At 68.7% G+C, this 16,292-nt stretch carries 13 protein-coding genes and 1 tRNA gene; 4 read left to right on the forward strand and 10 right to left on the reverse strand.

Annotated elements, in window-relative coordinates:
• Positions 1-77: 77 nt before the first annotated feature.
• Positions 78-150, reverse strand: a tRNA-Leu gene (locus IE226_RS22780).
• 103 nt (positions 151-253) lie between these two features.
• Between IE226_RS22780 and IE226_RS22785 the strand changes: the two genes are divergently transcribed.
• A complete protein-coding gene (locus IE226_RS22785) occupies positions 254-910 on the forward strand; it encodes an ANTAR domain-containing response regulator (RefSeq protein ID WP_190083181.1) in 657 nt (218 codons plus the stop codon).
• A gap of 78 nt (positions 911-988) precedes the next feature.
• Here the strand turns inward: IE226_RS22785 and IE226_RS22790 are convergent, their stop codons facing one another.
• The 9 genes from IE226_RS22790 to IE226_RS22830 all read right to left on the reverse strand — a co-directional run bounded on the left by IE226_RS22790 (position 989) and on the right by IE226_RS22830 (position 11,170).
• Complete coding sequence (locus IE226_RS22790) at positions 989-1,705, reverse strand: ABC transporter ATP-binding protein (protein WP_190083182.1); 717 nt, start codon at positions 1,703-1,705, stop codon at positions 989-991.
• Positions 1,705-2,571 (reverse strand): ABC transporter ATP-binding protein, encoded by an 867-nt coding sequence (locus tag IE226_RS22795; RefSeq protein WP_190083183.1) that lies wholly within the window; start codon positions 2,569-2,571, stop codon positions 1,705-1,707. The genes IE226_RS22790 and IE226_RS22795 overlap by 1 nt, the downstream gene beginning before the upstream one ends.
• 3 nt (positions 2,572-2,574) lie before the next feature.
• On the reverse strand, positions 2,575-4,419 hold the full coding sequence (locus tag IE226_RS22800; RefSeq protein ID WP_190083184.1) for a branched-chain amino acid ABC transporter permease: 1,845 nt from the start codon (positions 4,417-4,419) through the stop codon (positions 2,575-2,577).
• 5 nt (positions 4,420-4,424) lie between these two features.
• Positions 4,425-5,354: a branched-chain amino acid ABC transporter permease gene (locus tag IE226_RS22805; RefSeq protein ID WP_190083185.1), complete on the reverse strand. Its 930-nt coding sequence runs from the start codon at positions 5,352-5,354 to the stop codon at positions 4,425-4,427.
• 154 nt (positions 5,355-5,508) lie between these two features.
• Positions 5,509-6,753, reverse strand: a complete 1,245-nt coding sequence (locus IE226_RS22810; protein WP_190083186.1) for a branched-chain amino acid ABC transporter substrate-binding protein — start codon at positions 6,751-6,753, stop codon at positions 5,509-5,511.
• A 255-nt stretch (positions 6,754-7,008) separates the two neighbouring features.
• Positions 7,009-7,638, reverse strand: a complete 630-nt coding sequence (locus IE226_RS22815; protein WP_229871477.1) for a Tat pathway signal sequence domain protein — start codon at positions 7,636-7,638, stop codon at positions 7,009-7,011.
• Complete coding sequence (locus IE226_RS22820; RefSeq protein WP_190083187.1) at positions 7,629-8,024, reverse strand: hypothetical protein; 396 nt, start codon at positions 8,022-8,024, stop codon at positions 7,629-7,631. The genes IE226_RS22815 and IE226_RS22820 overlap by 10 nt, the downstream gene beginning before the upstream one ends.
• A gap of 345 nt (positions 8,025-8,369) precedes the next feature.
• Positions 8,370-8,843: a PaaI family thioesterase gene (locus IE226_RS22825; RefSeq protein WP_190083188.1), complete on the reverse strand. Its 474-nt coding sequence runs from the start codon at positions 8,841-8,843 to the stop codon at positions 8,370-8,372.
• Between the two features lie 47 nt (positions 8,844-8,890).
• Entirely contained in the window at positions 8,891-11,170 is a 2,280-nt protein-coding gene (locus IE226_RS22830; RefSeq protein ID WP_190083189.1) for an FdhF/YdeP family oxidoreductase, read from the reverse strand.
• Between the two features lie 122 nt (positions 11,171-11,292).
• Here IE226_RS22830 and polA point away from each other — a divergent pair, with 122 nt between their 5' ends.
• The 3 genes from polA (at position 11,293) to IE226_RS22845 (ending at position 16,253) form a co-directional block, all read left to right on the forward strand.
• Positions 11,293-14,034, forward strand: coding sequence for a DNA polymerase I (polA, locus tag IE226_RS22835; protein WP_190083190.1), 2,742 nt, complete (start codon positions 11,293-11,295; stop codon positions 14,032-14,034).
• A 216-nt stretch (positions 14,035-14,250) separates the two neighbouring features.
• Positions 14,251-15,972 carry a lytic transglycosylase domain-containing protein gene (locus IE226_RS22840; RefSeq protein ID WP_190083191.1) on the forward strand — a complete coding sequence of 574 codons (1,722 nt, stop codon included), beginning with the start codon at positions 14,251-14,253 and terminating at the stop codon, positions 15,970-15,972.
• A gap of 146 nt (positions 15,973-16,118) precedes the next feature.
• Complete coding sequence (locus IE226_RS22845) at positions 16,119-16,253, forward strand: SPW_0924 family protein (protein WP_190083192.1); 135 nt, start codon at positions 16,119-16,121, stop codon at positions 16,251-16,253.
• The last annotated feature ends 39 nt before the right edge of the window (positions 16,254-16,292 follow it).

The raw sequence follows: 16,292 nt of genomic DNA on the forward strand, positions 1-16,292 counted from the left end.
GCAGGCATCCGAAGGCGCGTTCACTGCGACGAGTGAAGATCGCCAACCTGCCGCTGACCTTCGAATCGAAGGTAAAGTGCCCCGGGTGGGATTCGAACCCACGCTGGATGGTGTTTGAGACCACTGCCTCTACCGCTGGGCTACCGGGGCATCCTTCGGAACGAAGGTTAGCGGAGACCCGCTGTGTCTCAAACATACATGAGCTAGGTAGGCTCAGGGCAAGCAGTAACCTGCCCCGTACCTAGGAGCCCCCGTGACTTCCCCCGAGTCGCCCCAGCCCGTAGCCGATGACGACGACCAGTCGCACGTGCCTCCGCTGACGACCCGTGTCGTCATCGCCGAGGACGAGGCTCTTATCCGGCTCGACCTCAAGGAAATGCTCGAGGAGGAGGGTTACACCGTCGTCGGCGAGGCCGGTGACGGCGAGAAAGCCGTCGAGCTGGCCCGCGAGCACAAGCCGGACCTGGTGATCCTGGACGTGAAGATGCCCGTCATGGACGGCATCTCCGCGGCGGAGAAGATCGCCGAGGAGTCCATCGCCCCGGTGCTCATGCTGACCGCGTTCTCCCAGCGCGATCTGGTCGAGCGGGCCAGGGACGCGGGCGCGATGGCGTACCTCGTGAAGCCCTTCAGCAAGACCGACGTCGTTCCGGCGATCGAGATGGCCGTCTCGCGTTTCACGGAGCTGAAGACGCTGGAGAAGGAGGTCGCGGACCTCACCTTGCGTCTGGAGACCCGGAAGCTGGTGGACCGGGCGAAGTCGATCCTTCAGACGGAGTACGGCCTGACGGAGCCCGCCGCGTTCCGCTGGATCCAGAAGACGTCGATGGATCGGCGGCTTTCGATGCAGCAGGTCGCGGAGGCGGTCATCGAGGACGCCGACGAGAAGAAGGCGGCGAAGGGGCAGTAGCTCTCGCGTACGTACGAGGAAGGCCCGCACCCCGAAGCCGGGGTGCGGGCCTTCCTCGTACGCGTAACGCGAAGTGCTTCAGTCCTCGCCGAGGTACGCCTTGCGCACGGACTCGTCGTGCAGCAGGTCGTTCCCCGATCCGGAGAGGACGATCTTGCCGACTTCCATGACGTGACCATGGTCGGCGAGCGAGAGCGCCGCCTGGGCGTTCTGTTCGACGAGCAGGATGGTCGTGCCCTGGGCCTTGAGCTCGACGATGGTCGCCATGATTTTCTGCATCATGATCGGCGAGAGTCCCATGGAGGGTTCGTCGAGCATGAGCAGTTTCGGCTGGGACATGAGGGCGCGTCCCATGGCGAGCATTTGCTGCTCGCCGCCGGAGAGTGTTCCCGCCGCCTGCTTTCTGCGCTCCCCGAGAATGGGGAAGAGTTCGTAGGCGCGCGTGATGTCTTTTTCGATGGCCGGTTTGTCGTTGCGCAGGTATGCGCCGAGCCGCAGATTGTTCTCGATCGTCATGCGCGGGAAGATGTGGCGGCCCTCGGGGGAGTGGGCGAGGCCGAGTGCGACGATCTGGTCGGCGCGGTATTTCCGCAGCGCTTTTCCGTTGAATTTGATGGAGCCGCCGACCGGCTTGAGGAGCCCGGAGAGCGTGCGCAGTGTGGTGGTTTTTCCTGCGCCGTTGGTGCCGATCAGGGTGACGACCTCGCCGGCCTCGACCTTGAAGGAGATGCCTTTGACGGCTTCGATCTTGCCGTAGGCGACCTTGAGGTCCTCGACTTCGAGCAGTGCGGTCATCAGCTGTTCTCCTCGTTGCCCGTCGCGTCGGCCTCTGTGCTGCCGGGGGCACCTTCGAAGGGCTCGCCCAGGTAGGCGGCGATGACGCGGTCGTCCTGCTGGACGGTTTCACTGTCGCCTTCGACGAGTTTTTCGCCTTGGACGAGTACGGCGACTCGGTCGCACAGGTTGAAGATGAAGCGCATGTCGTGCTCGATGACGAGGACGGCGATGCCCATGTCCCGGATGGCGAAGACGAGTTCTTCGGTGGCGCGGGTTTCCTGGGGGTTCATGCCCGCGGTGGGCTCGTCGAGGAGGAGCAGGCCGGGTTCGCTGGCGAGGGCGCGGGCGATTTCGAGCTTGCGCTGTTCGCCGTAGGGCAGGTTGCGGGAGAGGTGGTCTGCCTTTTCGGCGAGGCCGACGAACTCGAGGAGTTCCAGGGCGCGGGCCTTGGACTTGGCTTCCGCCTTGTGGAAGCCGGGGCCGCGCAGGAGGGCTGACCAGAGGCCTTCCTTCGTGCGGGTGTGGCGGCCGACGAGGACGTTTTCCAGGACCGTCATGTTGGCGAAGAGGCGGATGTTCTGGAAGGTGCGGGCCACGCCGGCGGCGGTGACCTTGAAGGATTTGCTGGGCAGGACCGTGCCTTTGTACCGGACTTCGCCCTCGGTGGGGATGTAGAGGCCGGTGAGGCAGTTGAAGAAGGTGGTTTTGCCTGCGCCGTTGGGGCCGATGAGGCCGACGATTTCGCCGCTGTTGACGGTGAGGTCGACGGAGTGTACGGCGGTGAGGCCGCCGAAGCGCATGGTGACGCCCTTGGCGTCCAGGACTGTTTCTCCGGCCGGGGTGGCGGCGGGGCGGTCCTTGTTGGTGGTGGTGTCGGTGGTCATGGCTCAGGCCCCTGTCTTGCTGAGGACTGTGGGTGGCGGCGTGTCGCCGGGGGCCAGGTCGGCTTCGTGGAATTCGAGCTGGCGGCGGCGGTTGGGGATGAGGCCTTCGGGGCGGAAGCGCATGAGGAGGACGAGGGCGAGGCCGAAGGCGAAGAGCTGGTAGTCGCCGAGGAAGGAGAGTTTGCTCGGGATGAGGTAGAGCAGTGCCGCGCCGACGAGGGGTCCGCTGATGGTGCCCATGCCGCCGAGGACGACTGCGGCGAGCAGGAATGCGGAGTTGGGTGGGACGGTGTTGGCGAATTGGTACTGCTCGGGTGTCACGGTGTAGGTGACGTGTGCCTGCACTGTGCCGGCGAGTCCGGCGAGGGTGGCGCCGAGTGCGAAGGCGATGAGTTTGACGCGGAAGCCGTTGATGCCCATGGCGAGTGCCGCGGTCTCGTCTTCGCGGATGGCGACCCAGGCGCGTCCGATGCGGGAGTTTTCGCTGCGCCTGAAGACCAGGACGACGACGAAGGTGATGAGCAGCATCAGGAAGAAGTAGTTGGCGAAGCGACCGATGGTGAAGCCGAGGATGGTGTGTTCGGCGCCCAGGTCGAAGCCGAGGATCTTGAGGTTCGGGATCGAGGAGATGCCGTTTGATCCGTTGGTGATGTCGGGTCCTGATGTGCCGTCGGAGTTCATCGCGACGAGTCGGAAGATTTCTCCGAAGCCGAGGGTGACGATGGCGAGGTAGTCGCCGCGCAGGCGCAGGGTCGGGGCGCCGATGAGGACGCCGAAGATGAGTGAGGCGCCTGCGCCGACGAGGATGGCGCCCCAGAACGGCAGGTGGACGTCGAAGGGCGAGGACGGTGATCCGGAGACCATGGATGCCGCGTAGGCGCCGACGCCGAGGAAGGCGACGTATCCGAGGTCGAGGAGTCCGGCGAGGCCGACGACGATGTTCAGGCCGAGGGCGACGGTGGCGAAGATGAGGATGTAGACGCCGATGGTGGCGTACTGGTCGTCGCTCTGGGTGAACGGGAAGGCGGCGGCTGCGGCGAAGGCACCGGCGAGTGTGACGTTGCGGTGCCGTGCGGTGTAGGTGGAGACGCGGGCTACGAGTCCGGCCTTCGTGAGTGCGGCGAAGCTGAACGCGACGGTGACCAGGAAGCCGATGAAGAGTTCGTCGTATTCGGTGCCGATGCCGTAGGTGAAGACCAGGAGGCCTACGGCGAGTGCGGCGATGATGACGAGGATTTCGAGGTAGCCGGGGAGTTTGCGCGGGGTGGGCGGGGCCTCGGCGGCGAATGCGCCCTTGAAGATGACGAGGCCGTTGCGCAGGCGGTGCTTGAACTGTTCGCTGCCGGTGTCCTCGGGGTCGATCGCGTAGGTGTGCGGTCGTACGAAGGGCAGGGCGAGGGCGCCGGTGAAGGAGGCGAGGGTGGCGATGGCCGCGACCCAGCCGCCGGGGTCGAGGTTGGCGAGGCCGCCGAGTTGGTAGCTGATCGAGATGATCGTGTACCAGGTGGTGGTGAAGGCGGCGAGTGAGGCGTATTTCAGGGCGGCGTCGGCTCCGCCGGGGGCGAGGGTGCGTGCGCCTTTGATGCCGTAGCCGGCGAGGCCGAAGAGCGTGGTGAGGATGCCGGCGATGAGGACGAGGACTTGGAGGCCGCCGGGGTAGCCGTAGACGGTGAGGTCTCCGGGGAAGGCGGAGGTCCAGGTCCATGCCATGAACGTGGAGATGATGGTGAGGATGCCGCCGCCGGTGGCCATGGCGCGGGCGGGGCCCTCGGGGATGGCGATGAGTCCGGTGGGGGTGTGGTCGTGCTTGGGGGTGGGCGTGTCGGCCGCGGTGTTCTGTGTGGTCATGGTTGTCACGCCCTGTCCGCGACGCGCTCGCCAAGGAGACCTTGTGGCCTGACGAGGAGTACGACGATGAGGAGTACGAAGGCCCAGACGTCGGCCCAGGACTGCCCGCCGAGCTGGCTCATGCCGGGGATGTCGTTCATGTAGGCGGTGGCGAGGGCTTCGGCGACGCCGAGGACGAGGCCGCCGATCATGGCGCCGTAGATGTTGCCGATGCCTCCGAGTACGGCGGCGGTGAAGGCTTTGAGGCCCCAGAGGAAGCCCATGCGGAATTGGACTTCTCCGTAGCGGAAGCCGTAGGCGACGGCGGCGATGCCGGCGAAGGCGGCGCCGATGGCGAAGGCGACGACGATGACGCGGTCGGTGTTGACGCCCATGAGTTTGGCGGTGTCGGGGTCTTGTGCGGTGGCTTGCATGCCGCGTCCGACGCGGGTCTTCATCACGAAGTAGCCGAGGGCGAACATGCAGATCGGGGCGGTGATCAGCAGGAAGATGTCGCCGGGCTGGATGGTGACGGAGCCGATGTGGATGGAGCCGCCGGGGATCTCGGGGAAGGTGCGGGACGACTTCGCGTTGGGGTACCAGGCCCAGACGGCCTGTTGCAGCGCGAGGGAGAGGCCGATGGCGGTGATGAGGGGTGCGAGGCGGGGTGCGCCGCGCAGTGGGCGGTAGGCGAAGCGTTCGGCTCCGACCGCGATGAGGGTGGAGACGATGACGGCGCCTATGAGCATGAGGGGCAGGGCGAGCCACATGCTGGTGCCGCCTGGCAGCCAGAGCCAGACGGTGAGGGCGCCGAAGCCGCCGACCATGAAGATCTCGCCGTGGGCGAAGTTGATGAGCTGGACGATGCCGTAGACCATTGTGTAGCCGATGGCGATCAGGCCGTACATGGATCCCAGTAGCAGGCCGTTGACCAGCTGTTGCGGCAGTTCGTGCACCGCAGGTCCTCCGAGTCTTTCGGTGTCGTGCGGCCTGTTTGCGGCGGTGGGGGGCCGCGCGACGGCCGTACGGCTTAGGTGACGGATGCGACGCCGCGCGGGGCGCTGCAGAGGCAGCGCCCCGCGCGGTGGTGTCGTTGGGTGCGGGGTTGGGTCAGCCGGTGAAGGTGCCGGACTTGACCGGCTTCCAGCCCTTGGTCGGGTCCTCGGTGGACTTCACCTGGTACACGGTGAGCTGCTTGTTGGTGGCGTCGCCGTATTCGTCGAAGGAGACCTTGCCGGTCACGCCGTCGAAGGAGACGTCCTGCATGGCGTCGACGATCTTGGCGCGGGCGTCGTCGGGCAGCTTGCCGTCGTTGTCTTCGACGACCTTCTTGACTGCTTCGATGATGGCCCAGGCCGAGTCGTAGGAGTAGCCGCCGTAGGCCTCGTAGGCCTCCTTGTAGCCGGCCTTCTTGTAGTTGGCGATGAACTCCTTGGCGGAGGGCAGTTCTTCGACGGGCTGGCCGACGGAGGTGGCGTAGTCGCCCTTGCCTTCCTTGCCGGCGAGCTTGACGAAGTCGGCGCTGTAGATGCCGTCGCCGCCGACGAGGGGGATCTTGGCTCCGGCCTTCTTCATCTGCTTGCTGAGCGGGCCTGCGGCGGGGTATTCGCCGCCGTAGTAGACGACGTCGGCGTCGGAGTTCTTGATCTTGGTGGCGACGGCGCCGAAGTCCTTGGTGTCCGGGTTCACGTGCTCGGTGCCGGCGACCTTGCCGCCGAGCTTGGTGAACTCGTCCTTGAAGGTGGCGGCGAGGCCGGCGCCGTAGGTCTTCTTGTCGTCGACGACGAAGACCTTCTTTTTCTTCGCCTCGTTGTACAGGTACTGCGCGGCGAAGGGGCCCTGGATGGCGTCCGTGGTGGCGGTGCGGAAGTAGGCCTTGTACGGGCGGACCTTCTTGCCGCCGTTCCAGTCCTGGCCCTGGGTCATGGCCGGGTTGGTGTTGGCGGGGGAGACCTGGACGAGTTTCGCGTCGTCGAAGACCTTCTGCATCGACTCGCCGACGGAGGAGTTCAGGGGGCCGACGGCGCCGAGGATGTCCTTGTTGGCGACGAACTTGGTGGCGTTGGTCTGGCCCGATGCGGGCTGTCCCTGGTCGTCGGCGGACTCGATCTTGAAGGTGATGCCGTCGACGTATTTCTTCGCGTTGGCCTGCTTGGCGGCGAGGTCGACGGAGTTGCGGATGCCGAGGCCCAGCGCGGACAGGTCGCCGGTCAGTGGCGCGTCGACGCCGATGACCACGGTGGTGCCGCCCCCGGCGTCTTCCTTGTCCTTGTCGTCGCGTGAGCCACAGGCGGTGAGGGTGAGTGCCCCCGCGGTGAGTGCAGCGGTGATGGCTATGAGCGAACGTTGACGCACGATCAGTCCTTTCCCCTGGCACGGCCGTCCCCTGTTGGGTGGCCGGGTCGAGCGCAGAACCGAACTGAGAGGAATCCGGTGGGCGCGGTGACTGGCCGTGACTCTAAGGCGCGCTTTGTTCCAGGTGGAGTGGTCAGGCCAAAGGTGTGACGCTCTTGTTATGCCACGGAGTATTCCGGGGTGGAACTCAGGGGGCGGTTGTGCCGGAATAAGCCATCTTCGGCGTATCCCGCATGCTGAGAACTTGCAGGACTGTCAGGGTGTTTTACTCATGACATCAGTGTTCGGGGGGCATGCGGCTGTCAGGGCCCCTGAAAGATCTTTTGCGTACTCCGAGCCGAGGATGAAGCTCTGTATCTGCATTGCGCGCGTATTACGCAGCGTTACGACCAGGAAAGGGAGTCCGGCATTCCGCTGCACTTTTCCGCATTCGCGAATGTGCATCGTGATTCGTGCCGTACGAGGGCTTCCGGTTTTCACGGTGAATGGTGTATCGGGGGCCGCGGTGACCGACAGCGCCGTGGTCGGCTGCGCGATCCGTCTGACGGACACCGGCGGCCCCGAGTCCTGCCTGAGGCTGACGGTGAAGCTGAACGTGCGGTCGCCCGCCCGCGGGTGCGTCATCTCGCCCCGGTACGCCACGGACACGGTCTGCGACGGGTAGAGCGGTGGCGGCGGTTCGGGGGGCCGGGGGCGGGTCAGGTAGAGGCTGAGTCCGGCGGCACCGACGATCACTGTCGTGGCGAGGGCCAGGGCGGTGCGGCGGTGCCGGATGAACAGGGTGCTCGTCCTGACGGGGACGGCGGCGATTTCGTCCGCGGGCTCGGAGCGGGTCTCGTAGGTGTTGTCGCCGGGCTCGACGGGGCCGATGGCGTTCACACCCACGGCCCGCCGCTCGGCTCCCCGTGGCGGTAGCGCTTCTCGCACCGCTCACGGGCCTCACGGCCGATCAACTCCCGCCCCGCGCCCGCTCCTTGGCGCTCGCGCTCGGCACGGGCCAGGTCGAGGGTGTCCCGCAGGATCATGTACTGCCCGTTGGAGAGCCCCATCGACTGGTAGTCACCGTAGATCTCCTCGCCCGAGTCGTATATCTGCCGCCCCCACTTGGTGATCAGGGCGGTGCAGAGGTCCTCGGGGGAGGTGGTGGCGGGGGCGGGCGAGGTGCCGCGGGAGCCCCCGGCGGGAGCGGAGTCGCCGCATCCGGTGATGCCGGGGGCGATGGCCAGAGGGGCGGCGAGGGCGAGCGCACAGAGCAGCTTCCGGTGCCTCATACACAGACGCTAGACCGGAGGCCTACGCTCCGACAATGAGCGCGGCGGCGCGGCCGGCGTCGCGGGGGCGCGGCCGGCCTCGCGGGGAGCGCGCTCGGTGGTCGTGCGTGGGGCGGGGTAGTTCTGGGGGAGCGCGCTCGGCGGTCTTGCGTGGGTCGGGGCGGCCTGCGGGGGCGATGCCCGGCGGTTCTGCGTGGGCCGGGGCAGTCCTGGGTGGAGCGTGCTCGGCGGTCTTGCGCGGGCCGGGGTGGTTTTGGGGGAGCGTGCCCGGCGGTCCGTACGGGCGGGGCGGTCCTGCGGGGCCGTGCCCGGCGGCCCCGCGTGGGCGCGCCGCCCGTAACCGGCTTAGCCGGCGGAGCCGTTGGGCTGTACGTCGCGCAGCAGGCAGGTCAGCCGCGCGGAGCACACCCGCTTGTCCTGCTCGTCGGTGATGACGATCTCGTACGTCGCCGTCGAGCGACCCCGGTGCACGGGCGTCGCCACGCCGGTGACCAGGCCCGAGCGCGCGCCGCGGTGGTGCGTGCAGTTCAGGTCGACGCCGACGGCGAGCTTCTTGCTCCCGCCGTGCAGCATCGAGCCGACCGAGCCGAGGGTCTCGGCGAGGACGGCGGACGCCCCGCCGTGCAGCAGGCCGTACGGCTGGGTGTTGCCCTCCACCGGCATGGTGCCCACGACGCGATCGGCGGAGGCCTCGACGATCTGGACGCCCATCCGGGTGCCCAGGTCGCCCGCGGAGAAGAGGGCGGGCAGGTCGATGCCGAGCGCCGCGTACTCGTCGATGACCTCTTGCGGGAACTTCACGCTGTGCTGCTCGCCCATGGGGCCCGGCTCCGTTCGTCGTCCTCAACCTGTCGCTGAGCGAACGCTCAGTCGGTTGCCGATTGTTCCAGGCGTACGACGACGGACTTGCTGGCGGGGGTGTTGCTGGTGTCGGCGGTCGCGTCCAGCGGGATCAGGACGTTCGTCTCGGGGTAGTACGCCGCCGCGCAGCCACGCGCCGTCGGATAGTGCACGATCCGGAAACCGGGCGCGCGCCGCTCGACGCCGTCCTTCCACTCGCTGACCAGGTCGGCGTACGACCCGTCGGCGAGGCTCAGCTCGCGGGCGTCGTCGGGGTTGACCAGGACGACGCGGCGGCCGTTCTTGATGCCCCTGTAGCGGTCGTCGAGGCCGTAGATCGTGGTGTTGTACTGGTCGTGCGAGCGCAGCGTCTGGAGCAGGAGACGGCCCTTCGGCAGGGCGGGGAACTCGACCGGCGCCGCGGTGAAGTTCGCCTTGCCGGTGGCCGTGGGGAAGCGGCGCTCGTCGCGCGGGGCGTGCGGCAGGGCGAAGCCCGCGGGGTCCGCCACGCGCGCGTTGAAGTCCTCGAAGCCGGGGATCACGCGCGCGATGCGGTCGCGCACCGTGGCGTAGTCCTTCTCGAACTCCTCCCAGGGCGTGGCCGATCCGGGGCCGAGGACGCGGCGGGCGAGGCGGCACACGATGGCCGGCTCGGAGAGCAGATGCGGGCTCGCGGGCTCCAGGCGGCCGCGCGAGGCGTGCACCATGCCCATGGAGTCCTCGACGGTCACGAACTGCTCGCCGCTCTTCTGGAGGTCCCGCTCGGTGCGCCCGAGCGTCGGCAGGATCAGCGCACGCGCGCCCGTGACGGCGTGCGAGCGGTTGAGCTTCGTCGACACGTGGACGGTCAGGCGGGCCTTGCGCATGGCCGCCTCCGTCACGTCGGTGTCGGGCGAGGCCGCCACGAAATTGCCGCCCATCGCGAAGAACACCTTCGCCTTGCCGTCCCGCAGTGCCTCGATCGCGCGGACGACGTCCAGGCCGTGCTCGCGGGGCGGCGCGAAGCCGAACTCCTTCTCCAGGGCGTCGAGGAAGGCGGGCGCGGGCCGCTCGAAGATGCCCATCGTGCGGTCGCCCTGCACGTTCGAGTGGCCGCGCACGGGGCACACGCCCGCGCCAGGACGGCCGATGTTGCCGCGCAGCAGAAGGAAGTTGACGACCTCGCGGATGGTCGGCACGGCGTGCTTGTGCTGGGTGAGGCCCATCGCCCAGCACACGACGGTGCGCTTCGAGGCGAGGACCATGGCGAGGGCTTCCTCGATACGCTCGCGCTCAAGGCCCGTGGCCGCGAGGGTCTCGTCCCAGTCGGCGGTGCGGGCGGCCTCGGTGAACGCCTCGTACCCGTGCGTGTGCTCGCGGACGAACTCCTCGTCGACCGCCCCGTCGGTCTCCAGGATGAGCTTGTTGAGGAGACGGAAGAGGGCCTGGTCGCCGCCGAGGCGGATCTGCAGGAAAAGGTCGGTGAGGGCGGTGCCCTTGATCATGCCCTGCGGAGTCTGCGGATTCTTGAAGCGCTCCAGGCCCGCCTCGGGCAGCGGATTGACCGTGATGATCTTCGCGCCGTTGTTCTTCGCCTTCTCCAGGGCGGAGAGCATGCGCGGATGGTTCGTGCCCGGATTCTGCCCGGCGACGATGATCAGGTCCGATTGGTAGAGGTCCTCCAGGAGGACGCTGCCCTTGCCGATCCCGATGGTCTCGGTGAGGGCGGAGCCGGACGACTCGTGGCACATGTTCGAGCAGTCGGGCAGGTTGTTCGTGCCCAGTTCGCGGGCGAACAGCTGATAGAGGAACGCCGCTTCGTTGCTGGTGCGGCCCGAGGTGTAGTAGACGGACTCGTCCGGGCTGTCCAGCGCGGCCAGCTCCTCGCCGATGATGTCGAAGGCCCGCTCCCAGGAGACGGGTTCATAGCGCTCGGCGCCCTCCGCCAGATACATCGGGTGGGTGAGGCGGCCCTGCTGACCCAGCCAGTACCCACTGCGGGTCGCCAGGTCGGCCACCGGGTGCGCGGCGAAGAAATCGGGGGTGACGCGGCGCAGCGTGGCCTCCTCGGCGACCGCCTTCGCGCCGTTCTCGCAGAACTCCGCCTTGTGCCGGTGCTCCGGTTCGGGCCAGGCGCAGCCGGGGCAGTCGAAGCCGTCCTTCTGATTGACCCGGAGCAGGGTCAGCGCCGTGCGCCGCACGCCCATCTGCTGCTGGGCGACGCGCAGCGTGTGCCCGATGGCGGGGAGCCCCGCCGCGGCATGCTGCACCTCGGCGACCTGCGGCGCGTCCTGGACCGGATCACCCTTGGGCGACTTCCTTGCCATGATCGGCTCCCCTTCGAGCACGTGCGTGAGGTACGTCTTCGATCCTCCCACGCGGCGGTGACAGCGCGGTCGCGGGCAAGGGTTGGGTCTGAGTGTCAGTGGGGCGTGGCAGGATCGGGGACGTGGCAGAAAAAGCAGCGAAGAAGAAGTCCGAGACCGCGACGAAGCCGAGTGGCGAGCAGCGTCCGCGCCTGCTCCTCATGGACGGGCACTCCCTGGCCTACCGGGCGTTCTTCGCGCTGCCCGCGGAGAACTTCACGACCGCGACGGGCCAGCCGACGAACGCGATCTACGGCTTCGCGTCGATGCTGGCGAACACCCTGCGCGACGAGGCGCCCACGCACTTCGCGGTGGCCTTCGACGTCTCGCGCAAGACGTGGCGCTCCACGGAGTTCCCGGAGTACAAGGCGAACCGTTCCAAGACCCCGGACGAGTTCAAGGGCCAGGTCGAGCTGATCGGCGAGATGCTCGACGCGATGCACGCGGTGCGGTTCGCGGTGGACGGCTTCGAGGCGGACGACATCATCGCCACGCTCGCCACGCAGGCCGAGGCTGCCGGCTTCGAAGTCCTGATCGTCACCGGTGACCGCGACTCCTTCCAGCTGATCACCGACCACGTGACGGTGCTGTATCCCACGAAGGGCGTCTCCGAGCTGACTCGCTTCACCCCGGAGAAGGTCGAGGAGAAGTACGGCCTCACGCCGAGCCAGTATCCGGACTTCGCGGCCCTGCGCGGCGACCCGTCGGACAATCTCCCCGGCATCCCCGGCGTCGGCGAGAAGACCGCCGCGAAGTGGATCAATCAGTTCGGTTCCTTCGCGGAGCTCGTCGAGCGCGCCGACGAGGTCAAGGGCAAGGCCGGGCAGAACTTCCGCGACCATCTGGAAGCGGTGAAGCTGAACCGCGTCCTCACGGAGATGGTCCGCGACGTCGAGCTCCCCAAGACGGTCGCCGACCTGGAGCGCGCGGCGTACGACCGCACGGCCCTCGCCATGGTCCTCGACACCCTGGAGATCCGTAACCCCTCGCTGCGCGAGCGTCTCCTGGCCGTCGACCCCGGCGCCGAGGAGGCCGATCAGACCCCGGCCGAGCCCGGCGTGGAGCTGGACGGCTCGGTGCTCGGCGCGGGCGAGGTCGGCCCCTGGCTCGCCGAGCACGGCAACGCGGTCCTCGGTGTGGCCACGGTCGACACCTGGCAGCTCGGCACGGGCTCGGTCACCGAGGTCGCCCTCGCGGCGGCCGGGGGAGCGGCGGCCTGGTTCGACCCGTCCCGCCTGGACGAGGCCGACGAGAACGCCTTCGCGGCGTGGATCGCCGACCCGGCCAAGCCCAAGGTCCTGCACAACGCCAAGGCCACGATGCGCGTCTTCCCGGAGCACGGCTGGAGCGTGGACGGCGTCACCATGGACACCGCCCTCGCCGCCTATCTGGTCAAGCCGGGCCGCCGCTCCTTCGCCCTGGACGCCCTTTCCCTGGAGTACCTGGGCCGTGAGCTGGCCCCCGCCTCCGCGGCCGAGGGACAGCTCGCCTTCGGTACGGAGGAGGACGACCGGGCCGAGGCCGACGCGCTGATGTCGCAGGCCCGCACGATCCTCGACCTGGGCACGGCCTTCGGCGAGAAGCTGCCGGAGGTGGGCGCAGGCAACCTCCTGACGGACATCGAACTGCCGACGTCCACCCTTCTGGCCCGCCTGGAGCGGCACGGCATCGCGGCGGACCGCGCCCACCTGGAGGCGATGGAGCAGCAGTTCGCCGGAGCGGTGCAGCAGGCGGTGAAGGAGGCGCACGCGGCGGCCGGGCACGAGTTCAATCTCGGCTCGCCCAAGCAGCTCCAGGAGGTCCTCTTCGGGGAGCTGAACCTCCCCAAGACGAAGAAGACCAAGACCGGGTACACCACGGACGCGGACGCCCTGGCCTGGCTCGCGGCCCAGACCGAGAACGAACTGCCGGTCATCATGCTGCGCCACCGCGAGCAGGCGAAGCTGCGGGTCACGGTCGAGGGCCTCATCAAGTCGATCGCCGCGGACGGCCGTATCCACACGACGTTCAACCAGACGGTCGCGGCCACGGGCCGCCTCTCCTCCACGGAGCCGAACCTCCAGAACATCCCGGTCCGTACGGACGAGGGTCGTGCGATCCGCCGCGGCTTCGTGGTCGGCGAGGGCTTCGAATCCCTGATGACCGCGGACTACAGCCAGATCGAACTGCGCGTGATGGCCCACCTCTCCGAGGACGAGGGCCTCCTGGAGGCGTTCGAGTCGGGCGAGGACCTGCACACGACCGTGGCCTCCCAGGTGTTCGGCGTGGCGGGCTCCGCCGTGGACGCCGAGATGCGCCGCAAGATCAAGGCCATGTCGTACGGCCTGGCGTACGGCCTGTCCGCGTTCGGTCTCTCCCAGCAGCTGAACATCGAGGCGGGCGAGGCCCGTGCGCTGATGGACACCTACTTCGAGCGGTTCGGCGGGGTCCGCGACTATCTGCGCCGAGCCGTCGACGAGGCCCGCGCGACGGGGTACACGGAGACGATGCTGGGCCGCCGCCGGTATCTCCCCGACCTGAACAGCGACAACCGCCAGCGCCGCGAGATGGCCGAGCGGATGGCGCTGAACGCCCCGATCCAGGGCACGGCCGCCGACATCGTCAAGATCGCCATGCTGAACGTGCACCGTGCGCTGACGGAGGCGAAGCTCGAATCGCGCATGCTGCTCCAGGTCCACGACGAAATCGTCCTGGAGATCGCGTCGGGCGAGCGCGCCGAGGTGGAGGAGCTCGTCCGCCGCGAGATGGCGGGCGCGGTGTCGCTGCGGGCCCCGCTGGACGTCTCGGTGGGCGTGGGAGCGGACTGGGAGTCGGCCGCGCACTGACGGCGTCGGGCTTGAGCGGGGTTTGCCGCCGGACGGGCTGGATACGTTCAGCCTGTCACGGCCAACCGGTAAAAATGGGGCACGAACGGGTGTCTGGGCGCCGGAAGTTGTCGTAGTGTCGCCTGAGCCGGTCCGCTGGGGAGTAGTGCTACGGGGAGTAGGACAGAGCGGGCGGCAAAAAAGCACACAGGTCGTCCAGGGGAGGGGTCCACGGTCATGGCGGCGGTATTCGGCAGGCGGTTGCGCAGGGGAGCGGTGACCACCGCGGTGGCCGCCGCGGCGGTGGCGGCGCTCGCGGCGTCCCAGGCGCCGGGCGTGACGGACGTCCCTCGCGACGAGCGGGCGGGAGCCTCCGGCAGCACGCCGTCGGCAGAGGACTCCGCGACCGGCAACTCCCCTTACTACACCGACCTGCCGGAACTGAAGAGTCCGGTCCCGCCGACCGGAGCGCCCGGCGGCGGTGACGACGCCGAGTCGGAGATCCCGGCCACCGTCCTCGACGCGTACAAGAAGGCCGCGGACTCCCTGGGCACCGCCAAGCCGGGCTGCAACCTCCCCTGGGAACTGCTCGCCGCGATAGGCCAGGTCGAGTCGGGCCAGGCCCGCGGCGGTCGGGTGGACGCGAACGGCACGACGATCGCGGACATCCGCGGCCCGGCCCTCAACGGCAACGGCTTCGCGAAGATCACCGACACCGACAACGGCGTGTACGACGGCGACAAGACGCACGACCGCGCGGTCGGCCCCATGCAGTTCATCCCCTCGACGTGGGACACCTGGGCGCAGGACGGCAACGCGGACGGCAAGAAGGACCCGAACAACGTCTACGACGCCGCGCTCGCCGCCGGGCACTATCTCTGCGCGAACGGCCGCGACCTGTCAGTCGAGGACGATCTGCACAAGGCGATCCTCAGCTACAACCGCTCCACGGACTATCTGAACCTCGTCCTGACGTGGCTGGACACCTTCCGCAGGGGCGCGCACGAGATCCCCGACGGCACGGGCGATCTGCCGGGCGACCGCAGCGACGGCAACGGCCCGTCCGTGAGCCCGAGCCCCACGCCGACGGCGCCCGGTTCGCCCTCGCCGAAGCCCGAGCCCGGCGGCGACAAGCCGTCCGACCCCGGCAACGGCGGCAGCAACGGCAACGGCGGCGGCACCGGTGGCGGCAGCGGCACCCCGACCACGCCGCCGCCGAGCGGCGGCAACGGCTCAGAGACCCCCGGCAACCCCACCCCCTCGCCCACCGACCGGGTCAAGAGCATCGAGGACGCCGGCACCGGCACGCTCTCCGCGACGGCGGGCGACGCCTTCACCGAGCGTGTCGAGGTGCGCGCGGAGTCCTCCTCGGGCTCGGCCGTGGCCAAGGCCAAGGTGAAGTTCGCGATCGTCGGCAACACCGACGCGCGCTTCCCGGGCGGCGCCACCAGCGCGACCGTCACCACGAGCGCCGCGGGCAAGGCCACCGCCCCGGTGCTCAAGGCGGGCGAGAAGACGGGCGAGTTCACCGTCCGCGCCACGGTCGTCGGCCGCTCGCTGCCCGGCCTCGACTACACCGCGACGGTCACCGCGCGCCAGGCCGACGCGCTCGCCAGGACCAGCGACAAGGCGCTGACCTGCGAGCCGGGCAAGGAGTTCGCCGACCAGGTCGAGGTCAAGGCCACGTACAAGGGCAAGACCGCCGACCGCGTCGCGGCCACCGCCACCATGATCAAGTCGGCGGCGGACGCCACGGCCAACGACAAGGGCCCGTACTTCAAGGACGCGGCCGGAAATCCGGTCCGCAGCCTCAAGGCCCTCAAGACGGACGCCAACGGCCTGCTCAAGCTGCCCAAGATGTACGCCGACGACGCGGCGGGCACGTATTTCCTGCGGATCACCACCGCGGGCGGCGCGACGCTCACCGTCGAACTGAAGGTCGCGGCCCCCGCGGCCTAGCCGCAAGCAGACCGCTCGTACGCAACGCCCCTGCGCCCGCCCGGCGCAGGGGCGTTCGTCTGTGTGCAACGTGTTCTCATCTGGCCGCCGCGTTGCTACGGTGCCCCAGCCCTGACGCCCTGTCAGTTCATGCCGGGAGGATCCGCATGCGCGCTCTCATCGCCGCCGCGACCGGTCTTGCCGTCGCTCTAGCCCTGGTCCTGACGATCACGGCGATGGGCGCCCCGTCCGGCGAGACATCGCCCGAGCCGCTGCTCACCACCGTCCCCGAGCACCCGTGACCGCCGGCAAGCACACAGCCACGTACCCCTGACCGCCAA

Origin of the sequence: Streptomyces longisporoflavus, assembly GCF_014649775.1 — a bacterium.
GTDB lineage: Bacteria > Actinomycetota > Actinomycetes > Streptomycetales > Streptomycetaceae > Streptomyces > Streptomyces longisporoflavus.

What these genes read in the sequence shown, in the direction of transcription:
- IE226_RS22830 (WP_190083189.1), bottom strand. Translation starts at nt 11,170, where the DNA reads ATGGCAAGGAAGTCGCCCAAGGGTGATCCGGTCCAGGACGCGCCGCAG.
- IE226_RS22825 (WP_190083188.1), bottom strand. Translation starts at nt 8,843, where the DNA reads ATGGGCGAGCAGCACAGCGTGAAGTTCCCGCAAGAGGTCATCGACGAG.
- IE226_RS22795 (WP_190083183.1), bottom strand. Translation starts at nt 2,571, where the DNA reads ATGACCACCGACACCACCACCAACAAGGACCGCCCCGCCGCCACCCCG.
- IE226_RS22800 (WP_190083184.1), bottom strand. Translation starts at nt 4,419, where the DNA reads ATGACCACACAGAACACCGCGGCCGACACGCCCACCCCCAAGCACGAC.
- IE226_RS22820 (WP_190083187.1), bottom strand. Translation starts at nt 8,024, where the DNA reads ATGAGGCACCGGAAGCTGCTCTGTGCGCTCGCCCTCGCCGCCCCTCTG.
- IE226_RS22790 (WP_190083182.1), bottom strand. Translation starts at nt 1,705, where the DNA reads ATGACCGCACTGCTCGAAGTCGAGGACCTCAAGGTCGCCTACGGCAAG.
- IE226_RS22840 (WP_190083191.1), top strand. Translation starts at nt 14,251, where the DNA reads ATGGCGGCGGTATTCGGCAGGCGGTTGCGCAGGGGAGCGGTGACCACC.
- IE226_RS22845 (WP_190083192.1), top strand. Translation starts at nt 16,119, where the DNA reads ATGCGCGCTCTCATCGCCGCCGCGACCGGTCTTGCCGTCGCTCTAGCC.